Origin of the sequence: Tomitella gaofuii, from assembly GCF_014126825.1 — a bacterium.
Taxonomy (GTDB): domain Bacteria; phylum Actinomycetota; class Actinomycetes; order Mycobacteriales; family Mycobacteriaceae; genus Tomitella; species Tomitella gaofuii.
Genome location: NZ_CP059900.1, coordinates 1115440 through 1135605, shown reverse-complemented (window position 1 = coordinate 1135605; position 20166 = coordinate 1115440). Strand labels below are relative to the sequence as shown.

The 20166-nt window shown below is 70.4% G+C and carries 20 protein-coding genes; 16 read left to right on the top strand and 4 right to left on the bottom strand.

What is annotated here, in order from left to right:
- Positions 1-7 precede the first annotated feature (7 nt).
- The 5 genes from H4F70_RS05150 (at position 8) to H4F70_RS05130 (ending at position 4778) form a co-directional block, all read left to right on the top strand.
- Positions 8-1669, top strand: coding sequence for an ABC-F family ATP-binding cassette domain-containing protein (locus H4F70_RS05150; protein ID WP_182359258.1), 1662 nt, complete (start codon positions 8-10; stop codon positions 1667-1669).
- Positions 1670-1739: 70 nt separating this feature from the next.
- Complete coding sequence (locus tag H4F70_RS05145; RefSeq protein WP_182359257.1) at positions 1740-2054, top strand: helix-turn-helix transcriptional regulator; 315 nt, start codon at positions 1740-1742, stop codon at positions 2052-2054.
- Entirely contained in the window at positions 2047-2589 is a 543-nt protein-coding gene (locus H4F70_RS05140) for a hypothetical protein (RefSeq protein ID WP_182359256.1), read from the top strand. The genes H4F70_RS05145 and H4F70_RS05140 overlap by 8 nt, the downstream gene beginning before the upstream one ends.
- A gap of 45 nt (positions 2590-2634) precedes the next feature.
- On the top strand, positions 2635-3582 hold the full coding sequence (locus H4F70_RS05135) for an ABC transporter ATP-binding protein (RefSeq protein ID WP_182359255.1): 948 nt from the start codon (positions 2635-2637) through the stop codon (positions 3580-3582).
- Positions 3579-4778 (top strand): ABC transporter permease, encoded by a 1200-nt coding sequence (locus H4F70_RS05130; RefSeq protein WP_182359254.1) that lies wholly within the window; start codon positions 3579-3581, stop codon positions 4776-4778. The genes H4F70_RS05135 and H4F70_RS05130 overlap by 4 nt, the downstream gene beginning before the upstream one ends.
- Positions 4779-4909: 131 nt before the next feature.
- On the opposite strand, the gene H4F70_RS05125 is transcribed toward H4F70_RS05130, so the two are convergent.
- Positions 4910-6775: a flavin-containing monooxygenase gene (locus H4F70_RS05125; RefSeq protein WP_182346226.1), complete on the bottom strand. Its 1866-nt coding sequence runs from the start codon at positions 6773-6775 to the stop codon at positions 4910-4912.
- A gap of 200 nt (positions 6776-6975) precedes the next feature.
- Between H4F70_RS05125 and H4F70_RS05120 the strand changes: the two genes are divergently transcribed.
- Positions 6976-8247 (top strand): GAF domain-containing protein, encoded by a 1272-nt coding sequence (locus H4F70_RS05120; RefSeq protein WP_182360192.1) that lies wholly within the window; start codon positions 6976-6978, stop codon positions 8245-8247.
- Positions 8248-8464: 217 nt separating this feature from the next.
- Positions 8465-9472: an esterase/lipase family protein gene (locus tag H4F70_RS05115; protein ID WP_182359253.1), complete on the top strand. Its 1008-nt coding sequence runs from the start codon at positions 8465-8467 to the stop codon at positions 9470-9472.
- Between the two features lie 119 nt (positions 9473-9591).
- On the opposite strand, the gene H4F70_RS05110 is transcribed toward H4F70_RS05115, so the two are convergent.
- From H4F70_RS05110 to H4F70_RS05100, 3 genes are all read right to left on the bottom strand, one after another.
- Entirely contained in the window at positions 9592-12957 is a 3366-nt protein-coding gene (locus tag H4F70_RS05110; RefSeq protein WP_182359252.1) for an error-prone DNA polymerase, read from the bottom strand.
- Positions 12958-13119: 162 nt separating this feature from the next.
- Entirely contained in the window at positions 13120-13305 is a 186-nt protein-coding gene (locus H4F70_RS05105) for a hypothetical protein (RefSeq protein ID WP_182359251.1), read from the bottom strand.
- Positions 13306-13310: 5 nt separating this feature from the next.
- The gene (locus H4F70_RS05100) at positions 13311-13589 is read right to left on the bottom strand and encodes a DUF4129 domain-containing protein (protein WP_182359250.1); all 279 of its coding nucleotides are present in this window, start codon (positions 13587-13589) and stop codon (positions 13311-13313) included.
- A gap of 121 nt (positions 13590-13710) precedes the next feature.
- On the opposite strand from H4F70_RS05100, the gene H4F70_RS05095 reads away from it, so the two are divergent.
- The 9 genes from H4F70_RS05095 to H4F70_RS05060 all read left to right on the top strand — a co-directional run bounded on the left by H4F70_RS05095 (position 13711) and on the right by H4F70_RS05060 (position 20137).
- The gene (locus tag H4F70_RS05095; protein ID WP_182359249.1) at positions 13711-14604 is read left to right on the top strand and encodes an alpha/beta hydrolase fold domain-containing protein; all 894 of its coding nucleotides are present in this window, start codon (positions 13711-13713) and stop codon (positions 14602-14604) included.
- A 289-nt stretch (positions 14605-14893) separates the two neighbouring features.
- Positions 14894-15058 (top strand): hypothetical protein, encoded by a 165-nt coding sequence (locus tag H4F70_RS05090; RefSeq protein WP_182359248.1) that lies wholly within the window; start codon positions 14894-14896, stop codon positions 15056-15058.
- 63 nt (positions 15059-15121) lie between these two features.
- A complete protein-coding gene (locus H4F70_RS20780; RefSeq protein WP_268968191.1) occupies positions 15122-15256 on the top strand; it encodes a hypothetical protein in 135 nt (44 codons plus the stop codon).
- Positions 15257-15319: 63 nt separating this feature from the next.
- Positions 15320-16285 (top strand): hypothetical protein, encoded by a 966-nt coding sequence (locus H4F70_RS05085; protein WP_182359247.1) that lies wholly within the window; start codon positions 15320-15322, stop codon positions 16283-16285.
- Positions 16286-16468: 183 nt separating this feature from the next.
- Positions 16469-17785, top strand: a complete 1317-nt coding sequence (locus H4F70_RS05080) for an ISL3 family transposase (RefSeq protein ID WP_182359246.1) — start codon at positions 16469-16471, stop codon at positions 17783-17785.
- Between the two features lie 48 nt (positions 17786-17833).
- Positions 17834-18424 carry a hypothetical protein gene (locus H4F70_RS05075; protein ID WP_182359245.1) on the top strand — a complete coding sequence of 197 codons (591 nt, stop codon included), beginning with the start codon at positions 17834-17836 and terminating at the stop codon, positions 18422-18424.
- Positions 18425-18790: 366 nt separating this feature from the next.
- Positions 18791-19366: a carboxymuconolactone decarboxylase family protein gene (locus H4F70_RS05070; RefSeq protein WP_182359244.1), complete on the top strand. Its 576-nt coding sequence runs from the start codon at positions 18791-18793 to the stop codon at positions 19364-19366.
- 121 nt (positions 19367-19487) lie between these two features.
- Positions 19488-19805 carry a nucleotidyltransferase family protein gene (locus H4F70_RS05065; protein WP_182359243.1) on the top strand — a complete coding sequence of 106 codons (318 nt, stop codon included), beginning with the start codon at positions 19488-19490 and terminating at the stop codon, positions 19803-19805.
- 71 nt (positions 19806-19876) lie between these two features.
- Positions 19877-20137, top strand: a complete 261-nt coding sequence (locus H4F70_RS05060; protein ID WP_372497558.1) for a HepT-like ribonuclease domain-containing protein — start codon at positions 19877-19879, stop codon at positions 20135-20137.
- Positions 20138-20166: the final 29 nt, after the last annotated feature.

The following is a 20166-nucleotide window of genomic DNA, read 5'->3' as shown; positions in this document are numbered from 1 at the left end:
TGTCCATGTGAGCGCACTCCTGCAGGCCACCGGCCTCTCCGCCGCACATGGCGACCGCACCCTGTTCTCCGGCCTCGACCTGACGGTGGGCCCCGGCGACGTGGTGGGTCTCGTCGGCGCCAACGGGGCGGGCAAGTCGACGCTGCTGCGGATGCTCGCCGCGGCCGCTCGGACCGGCAACGCAGGAACGGAAGCCGGCACCGTCACGTTGACCCCGCCCGGCGCGACCGTCGGCCACCTCGCGCAGGAACACGAGCGCCGCCCGGGTGAGACGGTGCTCGGCTTCCTCGCGCGCCGCACGGGCGTCGCCGAGGCCGAGGACGCCATGAACGCCGCCGCCGAGTCGCTGAGCGACGGCGGCGAGGACCACTACAGTCCGGCCCTCGAGCGCTGGCTGGCGCTGGGCGGCGCCGACCTGCCCGAGCGCGCCGCGGCCGTCGCCGCCGACCTGGGCCTGCGGGCCCCGACCGCCGACGCCGACCCGCTCGACGCCCCGATGACCGGATTATCCGGCGGCCAGGCGGCGCGCGCAGCCCTCGCGGCCCTGCTGCTCTCGCGCTACGACCTGCTGCTGCTCGACGAGCCGACCAACGACCTCGACCTGGACGGCCTGGCACTGCTCGAGCGGTTCGTCGTCGACGCCCAGGTGGGCCTGGCGGTGGTGAGCCACGACCGGGAGTTCCTGGCGCGCACCGTCACCCGGGTGGTGGAGCTGGACCTGGCCCAGCAGTCGGTGGACGTCTACGACGGCGGCTACGAGGCGTACCTGGCGGAACGGGCGGTGGCACGCCGGCACGCCCGCGAGGCCTACGACGAATACGCGGACACCCGCTCCCGGCTCGAGGACCGGGCGCAGATGCAGCGCAACTGGCTGTCGCAGGGCGTGCGCAACGCGCGCCGCAAGGCCGGCGACAGCGACAAGATGGGCCGCCGCCTGCGCGCGGAATCGTCCGAGAAGCAGGCCGCGAAGGCCCGGCAGACGCAGCGCGCGATCGAGCGGCTCGAGGTGGTGGAGGAGCCGCGCAAGGAGTGGGAGCTGCGCATGACCATCGCTCCCGCTCCCCGCAGCGGTACCGTCGTCGCCACCGCGTCGGGCGCCGTCGTGCGCCGCGGCGGGTTCACCCTGGGACCGGTGTCGGTGCAGGTGAATTGGGGCGACCGCATCGTCATCACCGGCGCCAACGGGGCGGGCAAATCGACGCTGCTGCGGTTGCTGCTGGGGACGATCGCTTCCGACGAGGGCACCGCGGCGCTCGGCTCGGGCGTGCGGGTGGGCGAGATCGACCAGGCTCGCGGCGCTTTCACGGGGCCCGCGCCGCTGGCGGAGGCGTTCGGTGCCGTCGTCCCCGAGTGGCCCGACGCCGACGTGCGCACGCTGCTGGCCAAGTTCGGGCTGCGCGCCGCGCACGTGGGCCGCGCAGCCGCGTCGCTCTCGCCCGGCGAGCGCACCCGCGCCGCGCTGGCCTTGCTACAGGCGCGCGGCGTCAACCTGCTGGTGCTCGACGAACCCACCAACCACCTCGACTTGCCCGCGATCGAGCAGCTCGAGCAGGCTCTGGACGCCTACGAGGGCACGCTGCTGCTGGTCACGCACGACAGGCGGATGCTCGACGCGGTGCACGCCACCGTCCGCTGGGAGGTCTCCGACGGTCGGGTGCGTGAGGCCTGACCGCGCGGTCTATCCACCGGAATGTTGTTTCCACTTGCGTTATCGTTGGGTTTATACAACACTTCATCATGTGAGCGCAGCACGCAGGGGACAATCGCTCCCCATCCACAACCGAGTCGGCGTGCTGCGCGCCGACAGGCGGATGTCGCGCGCGCAGCTCGCTGAGCTGGTCTCGGTCAACCCGCAGACGATCGGCGCACTGGAACGCGGGGACCACTACCCCAGCCTGGACTTGGCGCTGCGCATCTGCGAGGTCTTCGCACTGCCTGTCGAGGCGGTGTTCTCCCGCACGGAGTTCGCGCCGCTCGCGCAGAGCCTCCTGCCCCCACCACAGACAGGCCGGACCGGCGGATCCGGCCCAGAAGGCGGTGACCATCATGTCTGACTTCGGCGTCGTCGAGCGCTATCAGGCCTACCGCACCCGCAGATTTCTCGAACAACAGCAGCGACACAGCACGTGGATGCCGGGGCTGCGGACACGCCCGGCGCGCCGCACGCTCGTCGCCCTATTGTGCACGCTCTACACGGCGATGATCGTCATCGCCGTCCTCACCTATTGGGAGATCACCGCCGCATACTGGGCGTGGCTGGGCGCGACCGTGCTCATGCTCGTTCTGTGGACGATGGTGCAGATCGTCTCCGGCCGCCAAGGCGACGCTCCACGCGATGCGCTCGACGAATACGAGCTGCAGCTGCGCAACAGCGCCCGCTCGATCGGCCTGACGATCACGCAGGTCGCCGCCTTCGTTCCCGCGGCCGTGCTCATCTTCGTCTCCAGCAACGGCGACGCCACGCCCGAACTCGCCTACATGGGCGGGCTGCTCGTGGTCACCGCGCTACTCATCGGCGGGACATCGCCGACGCTCATGCTCGCGTGGTCCCGCCCCGATCCCGACCCGGAAGACGACGCGAACAGCTGACCTTCCCTCCCGCACAGTCACCCCCGGACATCACTTGGAGTACCGATGACCACGTCCACCTCCTCCGGCATCGCGCCGCCGAGCCACCACGGGAATGCCGGCGCGACCTTGACCATCGACGGCATCTCGAAGTCCTACGGCACCGTCCGCGCTCTCGACGACATGAGTTTCACCGTGCAGCCCGGCGAGATCTTCGGATTCGTCGGCAGCAACGGCGCCGGCAAGACGACGACGATGCGCATCGCCCTCGGCGTGCTCGCCGCCGACGCGGGCGAGGTGCGCATCGGCGACCGTCCCGTCGACCTCGACGTGCGCCGCACCGTCGGCTACATGCCTGAGGAAAGAGGGCTGTACCCCAAAATGAAGGTGGGCGCTCAGCTCGCCTACTTGGCCCAGCTGCACGGCCTGAGCAGGGCCGACGCCGACGCCGCGGTGCAGCGGTGGACGGAGCGGCTCGGCATCGACGGCCGGGTGGGCGACACCGTCGACGCGCTGAGCCTGGGCAACCAGCAGCGCGTGCAGCTGGCCGCCGCGCTGGTGCACGATCCGGCCGTGCTCGTGCTCGACGAGCCGTTCTCCGGCCTCGACCCCGTCGCCGTCGACGTCATGAGCGACGTCCTGCGCGAGAAGGCCGCGGGCGGGGTGCCCGTCATCTTCTCCAGCCACCAGCTCGAGCTGGTCGAGCGGCTCTGCCACCGCGTCGGCATCATCGCCGGTGGGCGTATGCGGGCCATCGGCACCGTCGACGAGCTCCGGGCGCGCGGCGAGGCCCAGCTGGTGGTGCACGCCCCGCAGGCGCCCGCCGGGTGGGCGTCCGCCGTGCCCGGGGTCGCTGCGGCGGAACAGTCGGGCGAGCACACGCTGCTCACCCTCACCCCCGGCGCCGACGACCAGGCGGTGCTCGCCGCGGCGCTGCGCACCGGTCCGGTGCACGAATTCACGCTGCGCCGCCCGTCGCTCACCGAGCTGTTCCGAGAGGTCGTGACCGCATGAAGACCACCATCTCCCCCACGCGCGCCGTCGGCCTGGTGGCCCGCCGCGAGTTCACCACGCAGATCCGGAAGAAGAGCTTCCTGATCAGCAACATCATCATCCTCATCGCCATCATCGGCGGAATCATCGCCTACTCCGTGTTCTCCGGGGGCGGCGACGACGGGAACGACGCGACGGTGGGGATCGTGGGCGATCAGTCCCTGGCCCAGCCGTTGGAGTCGACCGGCCAGGCGATGGCCATGACGATCGACGTGCGCGGGCTGCCGGACGAGCAGGCCGCCCGCACCGCCGTGTCCGACGGCGACGTGGACGCCGCCCTGCTGCCCGCAGCCGACGGCTCGGTCACGGCGATCACGGAGTCCGAGCTGAGCACCGACCTGCACACGGTCATCTCGGCCGCCGTGAGCTCGGCGGCCCGACAGCAGGCCATGGCCGCCCAAGGGGTGGACGTGGCCGCGGTGGACCAGGCGGTGTCCGCCGCCACCGTGCACGTCGACGCGCTCGACCCGCCCGACCCGGAGAAGGGCCAGCGCATCGCCATGTCCATCGCCGCCGTGGTGCTGCTGTACATGCAGATCCTCACCTTCGGCATGTTCGTGGCGATGGGCGTGGTCGAGGAGAAGTCCAGCCGCGTCGTCGAACTGCTGCTGTCGACCGTGCGGCCGCTGCACCTGCTGTGGGGAAAGATCATCGGCATCGGCGCCGTCGGTCTGATGCAGCTCACCGCCTACGGGGTGGCCGGCGTCGCCACGGGCCTCGCCACCGGGGTGCTGACGGTGACCGGCACCGCGGTGGCCACGCTGCTGGCCACGCTCGGCTGGTTCATCCTGGGGTACGCGCTGTTCGCGGTGCTGTACGCGGCAGCCGGGTCGATGGTCTCGCGCCAGGAAGACGTCAATTCCACGGCGATGCCGCTGATGATCCTCATCGTCGCCATGTTCATCGTCGCGTTCTCCACCGTCGACAATCCGGACAGCACGGCGGGCACGGTGCTCAGCTGGATACCGCCGTTCTCCGCGATCCTCATGCCGCTGCGCATCGCCGCCGGGGTGACCGGGCCCGGCCAGATCGTCGGCACCATCGCGATCATGCTCGTCGTCATCGGCGCGCTGTCGGTGGTGGCCGCCAAGATCTACCAGCGCTCGATCCTGCGCATCGGCAAGGTGGTGGGCTGGAAGGAGGCGCTGGGGCGGTAGCGGCCGGGGCGCGCTGCCCCTCGGTCCGAGCACCTCCGACAACACCCGAGCACCGGTTCCCGCGGATCTCGCGGGAACCGGTGCTCGGCTTTGCGGGTCTGCCCGGTTCGGAGGGGGATGCTCGGCGCCGGTCAGCTCAGGTGGTGCACCTCCTGCAGCCCGTAGACGGGCGTGTCGATCCCCTCGTAGCGCGCCTTGAGCTGCAGGGCCAGGTACAGCGAGTAGTGGCGTGACTGGTGCAGGTTGCCGCCGTGGAACCACAGGTTCTCCTGCTGGGTCGGCTTCCACATGTTGCGCTGCTCGCCCTCCCATGGGCCCGGGTCCTTGGTGGTGTCCGAACCGAGGCCCCACACCTTGCCGACCTTGTCGGCGGTGGCCTGGTCGATGAGGTCGGCCACCCACCCGTTCATCGAGCCGTACCCGGTGGCGTAGACGATGACGTCCGCGGGCAGCTCGGTGCCGTCGTCGAGGATCACCGAGTCCTCGGTGATCTCGCGGACGCCGCCGCGGGCCAGCTTGATGTCGCCGCTCGCCACCAGCTCGGCGGCGCCGACGTCGATGTAGTACCCGGACCCGCGGCGCAGGTACTTCATGAACAGCCCGGAGCCGTCGTCGCCCCAGTCGTGCGCGAAGCCGGCCTTCTCCAGCCGCGCGTAGAAGTCGGCGTCGCGCTCGCGGATCTTGTCGTACACGGGGATCTGGAACTCGTGCATGATGTGGTACGGCATCGACGCGAAGGTGAGGTCGGCCTTGTGCGTGGTCATGCCCGCCGCCACCGCGCGCTCCGAGTACAGGTCGCCCAGCCCCAGCTCCATCAGCGAATCCGACTTGACGATGTGCGTGGACGAGCGCTGCACCATCGTCACGTCCACGTCGTTCTCCCACAGCGCCCCGCAGATGTCGTGCGCCGAGTTGTTGGCGCCGATCACGACGACCCGCTTGCCGGCGTACTGGTCGGGCCCCGGATGCCGGGACGAGTGGTGCTGGTCGCCGCGGAACCGCTCGGCCCCCGGGAACTGCGGAACGTTGGGCTTGCCGGACATGCCCGTCGCCATCACCAGGTGCTTCGGGCGCAGGGTCAGCGGCCGGCCGTCGCGCTCCACGTGCACCACCCACTCGCCGGCCTCGTCGTCGTAGCGCGCCGACGTGGCGGTGGTGGAGCACCAGTACGGCACCTCCATGACCTTGGTGTACATCTCCAGCCAGTCGCCGATCTTGTCCTTGGGGGCGAACACCGGCCAGTTCGACGGGAACGGCAGGTACGGCAGGTGGTCGTACCAGACCGGGTCGTGCAGGCACAGCGACTTGTAGCGGCCGCGCCACTGGTCGCCGGGGCGCGCGTGCGAGTCGATGACGATCGCCGGAACCCCCAGCTGGCGCATGCGGGCGCCCAGTGCGATGCCGCCCTGTCCGCCGCCGACGATGAGCACGTACGGCTGGACCGCGTAGCCCAGGTCGCGCTCCTCGATCTCCTTCTCCTCCGCCCAGCTCAGCCGGCGCTTGTCGGCGCCATGCTTGGCCCCCATCGGGCGGTCGGCGCCCTGGCTCTCCTCGTGGCCCTTGAGCTCCTGCAGGGTCGTGAGCAGGGTCCACGCCTGGTCGGTGGTGCCGTCGGCGCCATCGGCGTCGTCCATCCGCAGCCGCAGGTGCCCCTCGCACCGACCGGTGGCCGTCTCGAAGGTGATCCACGCGGTGAGCACGCCGTCGGCGGCCTCCGGCGACTCGAAGGTGCGCAGCCCCGACGGGTCCGTGCCGTCCAGGCGGGCGGTGAGCATGTCGGCGATCTGCCCGCGGCCCTCGACGGTCTTGAGGTTCCAGGTGAAGGCGACGAGGTCGCGCCAGTGGCCGTCGACGGCGAACATGCCGGCGGCGCGTGCGATGTCCCGCTCCGCGAGCGCCGCCTCGAACGCGGCGAGCCAGGCGTCGACGCGCTGCTGCGGGGTGGCCGGCGCGGTGGGCTGAAGCTGGTGTTCCGGCCGGGTGAGCATCTCGGTCATGATCGTCCCCTTCGGGTCGCGGGCGGTGATCTTCTGTGACCCACAGCACACTCCGACGGCTGCGTCGCGGCAACGGTTGCACGGGGTTGCACGAGGATCGCCCCGCGCCGGACAATCGCATATGACTGTGGTCCAGGACACGGGGTTTGCAGGCACAGGCTTCTCTTGTGCAGGCTCGGCGCGGCGACGGGATGATGGGCATGGGCGGTTTCAGCGCGGTGCAGCCCGGCACCGACCTGCCCCGGTACGCGCACCGGCTGGCCCGGGTGCATGACGCCGTCCTCAGCGGGGCGGCTCCCTCCGACGCGCCGCGCGCCGTCGTCGCCCGCTCCTGGTCGAGGATGCTCGAGGCCGGCCGCACCGCCGACTCCGCCGCACACCGACTACTGGCCGACCCGTCCGAGCTCGAAAGGCGGCGGGGCGCCAGCGCGTTGCGGTACGTCATCGGCGAGCTGCGCCAGGTGATCGAGGCCATCGCGGACGCGTCGCACATGCTGCTGGTGGTGGCCGACGCGGACGGCGTGATCCTCTGGCGCTCAGGCTCGGCCACGGTGCGCCGGCACGCCGACCGGCTGGGCTTCGCCGAGGGCGCCGAATGGACCGAGCAGCGGGTGGGCACCAACGCCATCGGCACCGCCCTCACCGAGGCCGCACCCGTGCAGTTGTTCTCCGCCGAGCACTTCGAGCAGTCCCAGCACCCCTGGTACTGCACCGCCTCCCCCATCCACGACCCGCGCACCGGCCGGCTGCTGGGGGTGGTCGACGTGTCCGGCCCCGCGATGACACTGCATCCCACCGTGGTGGCACTGGTGGAGACGGCGGTGCGCATGGCCGAGTCCCAGCTGTGGCGCCACCACGAGCAGCGGCTGGAGCAGCTGCGGTCGTCGGCCGCCGCCGCGCTCGCCGGCAGGTCCGGGCCCGCCTTGCTGGTAGACACGGAAGGCTGGGTAGCGCAGTCGGACGGCGTCGTCATCGGCGGAAGGGTGCCGGTCCCCCACCCCGACAAGCCGATGCAGGTGCCGGGCATGGGAATGTGCGGGGCCGAGCAGGTGGCGGGCGGCTGGCTGATCCGCCCGACGGGGAGTTCCGCGCGGATCGCCCTCACGGTGACTCTCACGGCCGAGCCCACGGTCTCCGGCGGCGGCCGGGCCGATGCCGGTGCCGCGGTGCTCACCGCGCGGCACGCCGAAATCCTTCTGCTGCTCTACGCCCGCAGGCCGGACGGCATGGGCGCCGCACAGTTGAGCCGCGATCTCTTCGGCGACGCCGAGCACCTCGTCACCGTGCGCGCGGAAGTCTCGCGATTGCGGCGGGTGCTCGGCGGCATCGTGCTGAGCAGGCCCTACCGGCTGGCCGACTCCGTGGAGCTCACGCTGGATCCGGCCGGGGCGGGGCGGGCGGCGGACTCGCCGTTCGTGCAGCGCGTGGCCTGCCCCGGTGTGCGCGGGGCGCTGGCGGGGTCGCGGTACTGACGTCGGGGCCGGCGCCCGGCCCTCGGAGGGTCCGGCCCGCCCGGTCCGAGCACTTCCTGCACCGCCCGAGCGCCTGTTCCCGGCCGGCCCGGTGGAAACGGTGCTCGATATCAACAGAAGGCGCCCCGGACCGCAGTGCTCTCCCCGAAACGCACGCGCAATGGACACCCGTCTGCGAGACTCCGGGATACAGCTATCGAGGGGCGGGGAGCAGCACATGGCGCAAGCACGGTTGACGGCACGGGCGGCCGGCACGAGAGCGGCCCTGGCCTTCGGCCTGGCGCTGTCCCTGGCCTTGACGCTGGTACTGGCGCTGTCACTCGGCACCGCCTCCCCCGCCGCGGCGCAGAGCCCGACGGATGGCCCGCTGCCGGTGCCGTTCGACATCTCGGCCGGCGTGCGCGCCGGCGTCTTCCCCGAGACCCCGCCGCCAGGTGCGAACGACTGGAACTGCCGCCCGTCCGCCGCGCATCCCCACCCCGTGGTGCTGGTCAATCCCACCGGCACCAATCAGGCGCTCGCGTGGCAGGCGGGCGCGCCGCTGCTGAAGAACGCGGGCTACTGCGTGTTCACCTTCAATTACGGCAACCCCGAGTGGATTTCGGAGATCCCGATCCAGGGGCTGGCCGACATCCCGACCTCGGCGCGGACGTTGTCGGACACCGTCGACCGCGTACTGGCCGCCACCGGCGCCGAGCAGGTGGACCTGGTGGGGCATTCGCAGGGCGGCGGCATCCTGCCGGACTACTACCTCACGCAACTCGGCGGCGCCGCGAAGGTGCACACCAAGGTGGGGATCTCGCCGTCCACTGGCACGACGATGAGCGAGGTGGTGTATCTGCGGTCGCTGATCCCGCTGCTGGGCCCGGCGGTGTACGGCAGCCTGGCGCAGGCGACACCCGCACTCACCCAGCAGGCGGTGGGCTCGCCGCTGATGCGGCAGGTGTACCCGTCCGGGCGGCCCACGGGCATCGACGGGGTGCACGTCTACAGCATCATCACCCGGTACGACGAGGTGGTGACCCCGTATGACCAGCAGTTCTACCGCGGCGGTGATGTCACGAACATCCTGTTGCAGGACGCGTGCGCCGCGGACCACTCGGAGCACATCTCCACCCTCTACAACGAGCGGTCGTGGCTGTTCGTCCTCAACGCCCTCGACCCCGCGCACGCGCAGCCGGTGCCGTGCTTCTACCAGGCGCCGTTCGCCCCCTGGGTGCACTGACGGGCGGGCGCCGCAACCGGCCTGGCACGGTCCGAGCGCCTCCTGCACCGCCCGAGCGCCTGTTCCCGGCCGATCCGGTGGAAACGGCGCTCGGAATGCGCAAGACTGTCCCCGCACCCCTACCGGAAGTCGCGTGACCGCGCGGCGATCCGCAGGTCCAGCGGTTCGAGCCGGTCGGCCACCACCGTCACCGCGCCGGAGGCGTTCTGCACCGTGCCCCGCACCACCAGGGCCGTCGCGGTGACGGCGAGCCGGCGGTGCCGCGCCCACAGCCCCGCCGAGCAGACCACGTTGACCATGCCGGTCTCGTCCTCGAGGTTGAGGAAGGTGACGCCGCCCGCGGTGGCGGGCCGTTGGCGGTGGGTGACGGCCCCGCCCACCAGCACCCGGTCGCCGTCGGGCACCGTGAGCAGCCCCGATGCCGGCACCACGCCGCGCTCGTCCAGCCACGTGCGGATGAACTCCGTGGGGTAGCTGTCGGGTGAGATGCCGGTGGCCCACACGTCGGAGGCGGCGAGTTCGAGCCGGCTCATGCCGGGCAGCGAGGGCGCCACCGCCACGGTGCCCAAGCCGGGGAGCCGCCCGGGCCGTTCCGCCGCGGCCGCGCCCGCCGACCACAGCGCGTCGCGGCGCCCCAGTCCCAGGCACCCGAACGCCCCCGCGGTGGCCAGCGCCTCCACCTGCGCCGTGGACAGTTCCACCCGCCCGGTGAGGTCGGTCATCGACGCGAACCCGCCGTCCGGCCGGGCCGCCACGATCTCCTCGGCCTTGTTCTCCCCCAGCCCGCGCACGGCTCCGAGCCCCAGGCGCACGTCCCGCCCCGCGTCCTCGAGCCCCGCCTCGACGCCGGACGCGTTGATGTCCACCCCGTGCACCGCGACGCCGTGCCGACGGGCGTCGGCGACGAGGGACTGCGGCGAGTAGAAGCCCATCGGCTGGGCCCGCAGCAGCGCGGCGCAGAAGGCGGCCGGGTGGTGCAGCTTGAACCAGGCCGAGTAGTAGACGATGGCCGCGAACGACTGCGAGTGGCTCTCGGGAAAGCCGAAATCGGCGAAGGCGCAGACCTTTTCGAAGATGCGATCGGCCTTGTCGCCGGTGATGTCGTGCAGCCGCCGCATGCCCTCGTAGAAGCGTCCGCGCAGCCGCTCCATCTTCTCCGGCGAGCGTTTGGAGCCCATGGCGCGGCGCAGTTGGTCGGCCTCGGCGGCGGTGAACCCGGCGACGTCCACGGCCAGCTGCATGAGCTGCTCCTGGAACAAGGGGATGCCGAGGGTGCGGGCCAGCGCGTTCTCCATGGCGGGATGCTCGTAGGTCACCGCCTCCTCGCCGTTACGCCTCCGTATATACGGGTGCACGGAGCCGCCCTGGATGGGCCCGGGCCGGATGAGCGCCACCTCCACCACCAGGTCGTAGAAGGTGCGGGGTTTGAGCCGGGGCAGCGTGGCCATCTGTGCCCGGGATTCCACCTGGAACACGCCCACCGAGTCGGCCCGCCGGAGCATCGCGTAGACGGCCTCCTCCGCCAGGTCCAGCTGCGCCAGGTCCACGTGGACGCCCTTGTGCTCGGCCACCAGGTCGATGGCGTAATGCAGCGCGGAGAGCATGCCGAGCCCCAGCAGGTCGAACTTGACCAGGCCCACCGCGGCGCAGTCGTCCTTGTCCCACTGCAGCACGGTGCGCCCTTCCATGCGCGCCCATTCGACGGGGCACACGTCGGCGACGGGGCGGTCGCAGATGACCATGCCGCCGGAGTGGATGCCCAGGTGGCGGGGGTAGTCCTCGATCTGTTCGGCCAGGTCCAGCACTGCGCCGGGGATGTCGGTATCGGCGCGCAGGCCCTGGTCCTGCGACAGCCTTCCCCATCCGCGCACCTGTTTGCTCCACGCGTCCTGCTGCCCCTGGGAGAAGCCGAGCGCCCGCGCCATGTCGCGTACCGCCGAGCGCCGACGGTAGGTGATGACGTTGGCCACCTGGGCCGCGTGGTCGCGGCCGTGCTTGCGGTAGACGTATTGGATGGCCTCTTCGCGGCGGTCGGATTCGATGTCGACGTCGATGTCGGGCGGGCCGTCGCGCTCGGGCGAGAGGAACCGCTCGAACAGCAGCCCCGCGCTCACCGCGTCCACCGAGGTGATGCCCAGCGCGAAGCACACCGCGGAGTTGGCCGCCGAGCCGCGCCCCTGGCACAGGATGCCGCTGCGCCGGCAGAAGTCGACGATGTCGTGCACCACCAGGAAGTATCCGGGGAAGTCGAGCTGCTCGATCACGGCCAGTTCGTGTTCGATCTGCCGGTACGCCGCCGGGTTGCGCGCGGGGCCGCCGTAGCGGCGGGCGGCGCCGCGCAGGGTCAGCTCGCGCAGCCAGGTGGCTTCGGTGTGCCCTGCGGGCACGTCGAACGGGGGCAGCCGGGGGGCGATGAGCCGCAGGTCGAAGGCGCACTCGCGCCCCAGCTCCGCCGCCCGGGCCACCGCATCCGGGTAGCGGTCGAACAGCACGGCCATCTCGTCGCCCGAGCGCAGGTGTGCGCCGCCCACCGCGGGGAGCCAGCCGGCCGCGTCGTCCAGGCTGCGGCGCGCGCGGACCGCGGACATGGCCATCGCGAGGCGCCGGCGCCGGGGTGCGGCGGCGTGGGCGGCGGTGGTGGCGACGGTGTCGAGGCGGTGGCGGCGGGCCAGCGTGGCGAGCGCCTCGCACAATTCGTCGTCCCGCGGGCCGCCGTTGCGGGTGAGTTCGACGGTGACGCGTTCGCGTCCGAAACGCTCGGCCAGCCCGCCCAACGCGGCGTCGGCGGCGGCCAGCGCCGTGTCCGGGTCGGGGCTGGAGGCGAGAGCCCTGCGCACGTGGCCTTTGCGGCAACCGGTGAGTATCTGCCAGTGCCCGCCCGCGGCGCCGGCGAGGGCGTCGAGGTCGAAGTGCGGGCGCCCCTTCTGCCCGCCGGCCAGGTGCGCGGCGGCGATCTCGCGGGACAGGCGCCGGTAGCCTTCCTGGCCGCGGGCGAGCACCAGCAGGTGGGTGGCGTCGGGATCCGGTCCGCCGTCGGCCCCGGCACGTTCGTCCGCCGCGTCCAGGCCCAGCTCGGCTCCGAAGACGGTGCGCACGCCCAGCTCGGCGGCGGCCTCGGCGAAACGGACGACGCCGTAGAGCCCGTCGTGGTCGGTGAGCGCCACTGCCTCCAGCCCCAGACGCGCCGCCTCCTCGACGAGTTCCTCCGGCGGGCTGGCCCCGTCGAGGAAGCTGAACGCGGAGTGCGCGTGCAGCTCGGCGTAAGGGGTGCGGGTGCTCTGCCGTGCCGTGTCCGGTGGCAGGTACGGGGCGCGTGTGCGGGACCAGGCGGGGCTGTCGTTGCCGTCGCCGGGAAACTCGGACCTGCGCGCGGGCTGCTCACCCGCGCCCCGCCGCGACGATTCCGGCGCTGGGCGGCCGGAGAGCACGCGCTCCATCTCCGACCAGCTCGGCGGGCCGCTGCTCCAGCCTCCGCCCCACCCCATGACAGCCCCTTCCCGGCATGACCGACCGCCCCGAACGCCCGGGGCACGCCGCCGTGGGGAAGGCACAGCGGCACTCAGCAGATATAGAACATTCTTTCGATACAACCAATCTAGCGCCGACCGCCCGCAGAGGTCAAGACGCACCCCCTGCACGAGCACCGATCAGCCCAGCGTCCCGGACCTCCCGGCCACGGCCTCGGCCTCACGCAGCTCTTCCCCCGCGGCGATACGCCGGACCCAGTCTTCGGAGACCAGCCCCAGCTTCTTCTCTTCGCGCAGCAGGATCTGCGCCGCCAAACGCCTGGTCTCCAGACTCCACGCCGCAGGCCCGCGCTTCTCGTCCACCACTCGACTCACCTCGCTCCCCGCTCATTATCCGCCCGGCGCGGAAGCGTCGCCCTGAGAAATGCCACGACCAACGCCGCCTCCTCACGGGTGGCAAGGCGCGAACGGCTGATGACGCCGACAGCCTTGACACCGAGTTCCGCCGCAGGACCGCCGCCATACGCTGCCTGCTCGAACGCCCTCGTGAGCCGCCGCCACAATTCCGCCCGCCGATCGGCACGATCCTTCTGCCACAGGGTCACGATCACGCCGCCGAACCCGACCACCCCACGATCACCGTCACCCACGCCTGCACCGTCATGGAGCCCCCTCCCGTACACACGCACGGTAACGCGGCGCTACGACAACCACCGCAGACGATTCCCCCGCCATAGACTGCGCGCAGACCACGACCGACCGGAGGGCGCCATGGGCATCGATACGGCGATCGTCGCCGCCTACCTGCGCCGCACCCGCAAGACCCTCTACTCCGACGCCGAGCGCTACGCCCGGCACCTGCAGCAGCCCAAGGCCGACGCGGGGCCGCCGCGACGATTGCGCAGGCGATGCGCGGTCGCCGAGCACGCCGTCGAGGGGTTCCGACACGTCACCGTCGCGCCGCGCACGGGGGCGACGGGCTCCGGGACGGCGGACTCCGTCGTGCTGTATCTGCACGGCGGCGCGTACGTCAACGAGATCGCCTCGCAGCATTGGACGCTGATCGGGATGCTCGCCCGGGCCGGTGCAACGGTGCACGTGCCGCTGTACGGCCTGGCCCCGCAGCACACATTCACCGAGGCGTACGCGATGCTCGACGCTCTGTATGCGGACCTGGCCGCCGACGCCTCCGAGCCGACGATCATGGGCGATTCCGCCGGCGGCGGGCTAGCCCTGGGCTTTGCCCAGACACTCCGGGATTCCGCGCGTCCGCTGCCACGCGCGCTCACCCTCATCGCGCCGTGGCTGGACATCGCCTGCCGGAACCCGGAGATCGACGCCATCGAGGTATACGACCCCTGGCTGGGCAAGGCGGGGGCGCTCGTCGCCGGACGGGAGTGGGCCGGCGGAGCCGATCCCGACGATCCGCGCCTGAGTCCCGTCCTCGGCAGCATGGCCGGCCTGCCACCGATCGACGCCTACTACGGGACCTTCGACATCACCTACGCGGACGCGCCCATCCTGGCGCGCAAGTGTCGGGACGCCGAGACACCACTGGACCTGCAGGTGGCCGCCGGTGCGTGCCACGTGTATCCGCTGGTGCCGACCCGGGCCGGGCGTGCAGCACGGCGGAGGATCGTCACCCGCGCGACCGGGAACCCGTAGGCCTCCGCTGACCCTGCGTAACCGCCTCGTAAAAAATCGGCCTGACTTCCCTCAAACCGATTGACTTCGTCACTACCCCGAAGTAGGGTCCCGCCGTAGGGAGTGAGATTCGACACATTGAACCGCTGGGGGTGCTATGCGGCTCACAACCTGTAGCCGCGCCGGAGATCCCGGCTGAACCGCCTTCCCTGATGACTGCCGCGGCCACCTTCACCCGCGACCGACCCATTCACATATTCCGCACCGGTCCGCCGGTTATTCGGCGTGCCCTGCGCACGAAAGGAAAACCATGGGTTCGAAAACTCTGCTCTACGTGATGGCGAATTCCATCACCGCGGTTCCCTTCATCGGGATTCTGCGGGCGTTCGCCTCGGTCGATCCGGCGTCCGCCGCGTTGGGGGACATCGATACCGCCAGCCAGACATTCGCCGACGGCAGCCTGGCCAACGCGTGACCCCCACCTCGCCGTTCGGGAATCGCCCGGACATCACCCCTCCACACTCAGGAAGGCCCGTTCATGAGCAGTAACCTGCCCGCCGTCATCGGCACGCTGCTGAAAGCGATCGTCGCCGGCTCCACCAGCGATTCCGCCGACTTCTGGAAGATCGAAACCTGGTCGGTGGAGGACCTCACCGCCGGTTCGTTCGAGTAAGCCGCGGCTCGCCGCAGTGCGCGGCGCCGCATCACACACCCATCCCCACGGGAAAGGAACCCCATGAAGACCAAGACCATGCGCCGAGTGCTCGGCACCGCCACCGCGGTGGGCGCGTCCGTCGCGCTCGTCGGCAGCGGACTCGCCGGCGCGGCACCCAGCTCGGAACTCTCCAGCGACTCGGGCGGATCGTCCGGGAGCGGCGGGTTGAGCGCGTCGGTGGCAAGCGCCGATGCGAACGGCCCCTTGACTTTCTCGTTCTGGGACAACTGCGATACGGCGGCCACAACCGCGTGGGGCGGACCGGCTGGGACGATCGCGTTCGGCACCTGCATCGAGGACGTCGTCCGAAGCGGCACGATGCAGATCGGGGGATTCACGGTCCCCATCCCCGACGGGAGCTTGCGCATCAGTGGCGGCGCAAAGCCTGTTCTCAACGAACAAGGATTCCCCACTACTGACGCAGAATTCATTCCCGCCCCGGGCACTAAGTACGGGGTGTTCTACCGGAGTCTGCCCGTGCCCGGCGGAGCTATCGGCACGTCGTCAGCAGAAAACTTTGGCCTGACGAGTGTCCAGGCAACCGTGGATCCCGTGGGAATGCCTGATGTCACGCCAGACGGCAACTCGCTGCTCTCCCTGTCGATCGATCTGCCCGTGCGCATCAAGCTCTCCAATCCGCTTCTCGGCGACAACTGCTATCTCGGATCCGAGGATGACCCAATCACCCTCAGAATCCGCACCACGGACACATCGCAGCAGGAATGGACGTCGGTCGCCGATAAGTACCCTGACGCCCCCGCAGGAATCCCCGGGGGCTACATCGGCAACACCATCGGCGGCGACAATCAGTTCGCGGTTCCCGGCGCAACAGGCTGCGGATTGTTCGGAAGCCTCAATGGGCTGGTCAACGCGCGCGCGCAGGCTCCGTCCCCGAGCGGAAACAACTCGCTCACCGTGAGCCACGACGTGTACACCGCCGCCCCAAAGGATGTGGCTGCCTGGAAGGGCACCACGCTAGAGCCGTGACATGCGGCTACCAACCCACAGAAGATGATAGGAGCTCTCATGCCAGAGAGTAGATTCCGGGCTCTTCGAGGTTGAGCGGGCTGTCCTGGCCTGATGCCGTTTGGCGTGTCTGACATGCCAAAGCCCCTGGCCTCCTGAAATCTGGTTGTTGCGAAGCAATCGGATCCCAGGAGGGCCAAGGGCATGGACGATGCTACGACAACACTGTTCGGGCTACCGGGGCTGCGGGTCATCGACGTTCATCATCTCGACGACGGCACCAGAATCGTCGACGTGGTCACCGACGACGACGGTGCGCGCGTCTGCCCGAACTGCGGGGTGGCGTCGACTTCCCGCAAAGGCGCCGCAGTCACCTGGCCGAAAGACCTCCCCTACGGCGACGACCGAATTATGGTGCGGTGGAACAAGTCTCGGTGGCGATGTCGAGAGACCGGCTGCGATCGTGCAACCTTCACCGAGGCGATAGGGCAGATCCCGGCGCGGGCCCGGGTCACCGGCCGACTGCGCAGCCGGATCGGTGCGGCGATCGGCGACGCCGCACGGTCGGTCGCCGAAGTCGCCGCCGGGTTCGGTGTGTCCTGGCCGACGGCGCATCAGGCGTTCATCGACCACGCCGACGCGCTCTTGACGGAGCCGGCGCCGGTGCGGGTGCTGGGCATCGACGAAACGCGGCGGGGCAAGCCGCGGTGGCAGCGGTGCCCAGCGACGGGTAAGTGGGTGCGTGTCGACCCGTGGGACACCGGGTTCGTCGATCTCGGCGGCAGTCAGGGGCTGCTCGGGCAGACCGAGGGGCGCACCGCGGCGGCGGTCGTCGCCTGGCTCGAGGCCCAGCCCCCGGCATTCCGGGCGGGCGCCTGGTACGTCGCGATCGACCCGGCCGGTGTCTACGCCAAGGCGGTCCGCACGCCGGGGCTGCTGCCGAACGCGACGCTGGTGGTCGATCGTTTCCACCTGGTCAAGCTCGCCAACGACGCGGTCACCCAGGTTCGCAGGAAGGTCACCTGGGAACTCAAGGACCGCCGCGGCGGGAAGGCCGACCCCGAGTGGGCCAACAGGAAACGGCTCCTGACCGCGCGGGAACGATTGTCGGACAAGAGCTTTGCGCGAATGTGGAACGCGATGATCGACGAGGATCCGTCGCACCGGATCCTGATGGCCTACATCGCGAAAGAGCAGCTGCGCCGGCTGCTGGAGACCGTGGAGGCCGGCGGAGACCCGCACCTGGTTCGTCACCGGCTGCACAGGTTCTTCCTCTGGTGCGCGGACTCGCAGCTCCCGGAGCTGGTCACGCTCGCGACCACGGTGGACACGTGGTGGCCGCAGATCAACGCGTTCCTGGAAACGGGCATCACCAACGCCGGCACCGAGGGCTACAACAGGCTGGTCAAGGCCGTCAAGCGGTCTGCGTGCGGATTCCGGAACACGGAGAACTCCCGCCGCCGGATACGATTCCACTGCACCCGTCGACAGCGGGCTGCCGCACACCAGTTCTCATGCTGACAGCCCGCTCAACCTCGAAGAGCCAGATTCCGCGCTCGCAGCGCAATCGTGATCGCCGCCGCCGCAGGGCTGGCGATCGCAGGGCAGGGCGTCGCATCCGCGACGACGATCACACCGCACGGAGGGGAACACGTCACCGCGACGGGCACGTCAACACCGGCGCTGCATCTCGCCACCAACGGGCACACCCTCGACTGCTACACGTTCGAGGCCGAGGGCAACACGCCAACCGCCGCCGGCGACGACACCATCACCCTGCAGCAGAACGCGATCAACATCTCGTACTGCTACCTGGACGGGACCGTGCCCACCACGGTGACGGTCAACGATGACGCCACACTCAGCGTCGACTACAACGGCGGTAGCCCGCAGGGGACTCTGTCGATTCCCGATGGCGGAATCACCGCGGTGGCATCTGACGCGACGGGCACCTGCACCCTGGCCGTTCACCAGAGCGATGTGGGCCCCGTCGCCTACGACAATGCGACTGGCAAGGCCGCTGCGGTCAACGCTTCCGGCGTGGAGTTCACGTCCACGAAGAGCGGGTCACTGTCGTGCCCAGATTCCGACACTGCACTGGCGACCACGACCCTGCAACTCGACCTGGATGACGGCTCACATCCCCAGGTGGGCGCATAACCATCGCCTACTTACCCGCCCAGTGGCTGCCACTGATACTGGCAGCCACCGGGGGGCGGGGCGCAGGCCCCTGACGACCGCCGTGTGCGACCATCATCGGCCGCACACGGTGTCGCGCCTGCTTCCGCACTGCCGCACCGACAACGGCGGCTCTTCGCACGGCACATCCAACAGAATACTGCCGTCCTCGCCGAAGTGCCTGCGACAGGAAGTACAGCCGCGCCGGCTCGCTGGTCCGCAGACCCCGCCGGCCCCGGATCGCCACGAGCACGGAGTGCCACAGGCCCGACGGTCACATTCCGTCCCGCCGCCTCGTCTCACAGGTAGACGGCCCACAACAAGGGCCCCACGCCAAGGAGCACGAGCATGCCACGCATCCCCGCCGTCACCCCCGCCCAGGCCGGCCCCGTCGCCAAGCTCGCCTACCGCATCGCGGCCCGCATGTACGGGGAGGTACCCGAACCGCTCTCCGTCTCCCTGCACCACCCGGGCATCGCTCGCACCAGCACCGTGCACGAGATGCTGGCCCAGCAGGCGTCCAAGCGGCTGCCCGCGAACATCCGCGACATCGCCGTCTACCGCACCGCCTGGACCATCGGCTGCAGCTGGTGCGTCGACTTCGGCACCATGGAACAGCGCCTGGCCGGCCTCGACACCGAACGCCTGGCCCACATCGCCGACTACGCCACCTCGCCGCTCTACTCCGACGACGAGCGCGCCGCCATCGCCTACGCCGACGCTATGACCGGCGACGTCGCCACCGCCGTCACCGACGAGCAGGTGGCCGACCTTGAGACCCGCTTCGGCCGCGACGGCCTGGTGGAGCTCACCTACCAGATCGCACTGGAGAACTCGCGGGCCCGCATGAACTCGGCGCTCGGCATCCACGAGCAGGGATTCAGCACCGACGCATGCCGGGTTCCCTGGGCCGACGACGCCTGACCGCCCGCCCCCCCCGATCCGAGCACCGCCTCCCGCGACACGCCGGGCCGACACGCCGGTCGGCAACGCACGCCGTGCTCGGATCGGGCCCGGCCCCCGCGAAAGTCGGTAGCGTGGACGTATGAGCACGGTCAGCGATGCGTCGGCGCGACGCACCATCCTCGAGGGTCGCCGGGCCGATATTCTCGCGGTGCTGGAGCGGTACCGGGCCACCAATCCGCGCATCTTCGGGTCGGTTGCGCGCGGTGATGACCACCCCGGCAGCGATATCGACCTGCTCGTCGACCTGGATGTCGGCGGAGGAAACCCACTGCTGCGGGTGGCGGGGCTGGCCGATGAGCTCTCTCTGCTGCTGGGCACCCGTGTCGACGTCGTTGCGGCCGAACTGCTGCTCGACGGGGTGTCCGTTCGCGCGCAGGCCGAGTCCGTCGCGCTGTGACCCGGTCACGCAGAGAGCGGATCTCAGACATCCTCGATGCCGTCGAGCGGTGCTCGGACTACAGGGATGCGATGGACGCGACCTCGGGCCCAGTGGGACGCATGGCATACGACGCAGTGCTCCATAACCTCATGCTCATAGGTGAGGCGGCCAATTCCATCCGTGAGGACCTCAGTACGGCACTTCCCGGGACGCCCTGGCACAGCATCATCGGACTGCGCAATATCGTTGCTCATGAGTACTTCCGAGTCCGTCCGGACTTGATCGCCGACATCGTCGATAACGACCTCCGCTCGCTGGCCATCGGCCTGCGCCGGCTGCTGGACGACTGAACACATCTCCGAGCCGAGCGCCGGTTCCC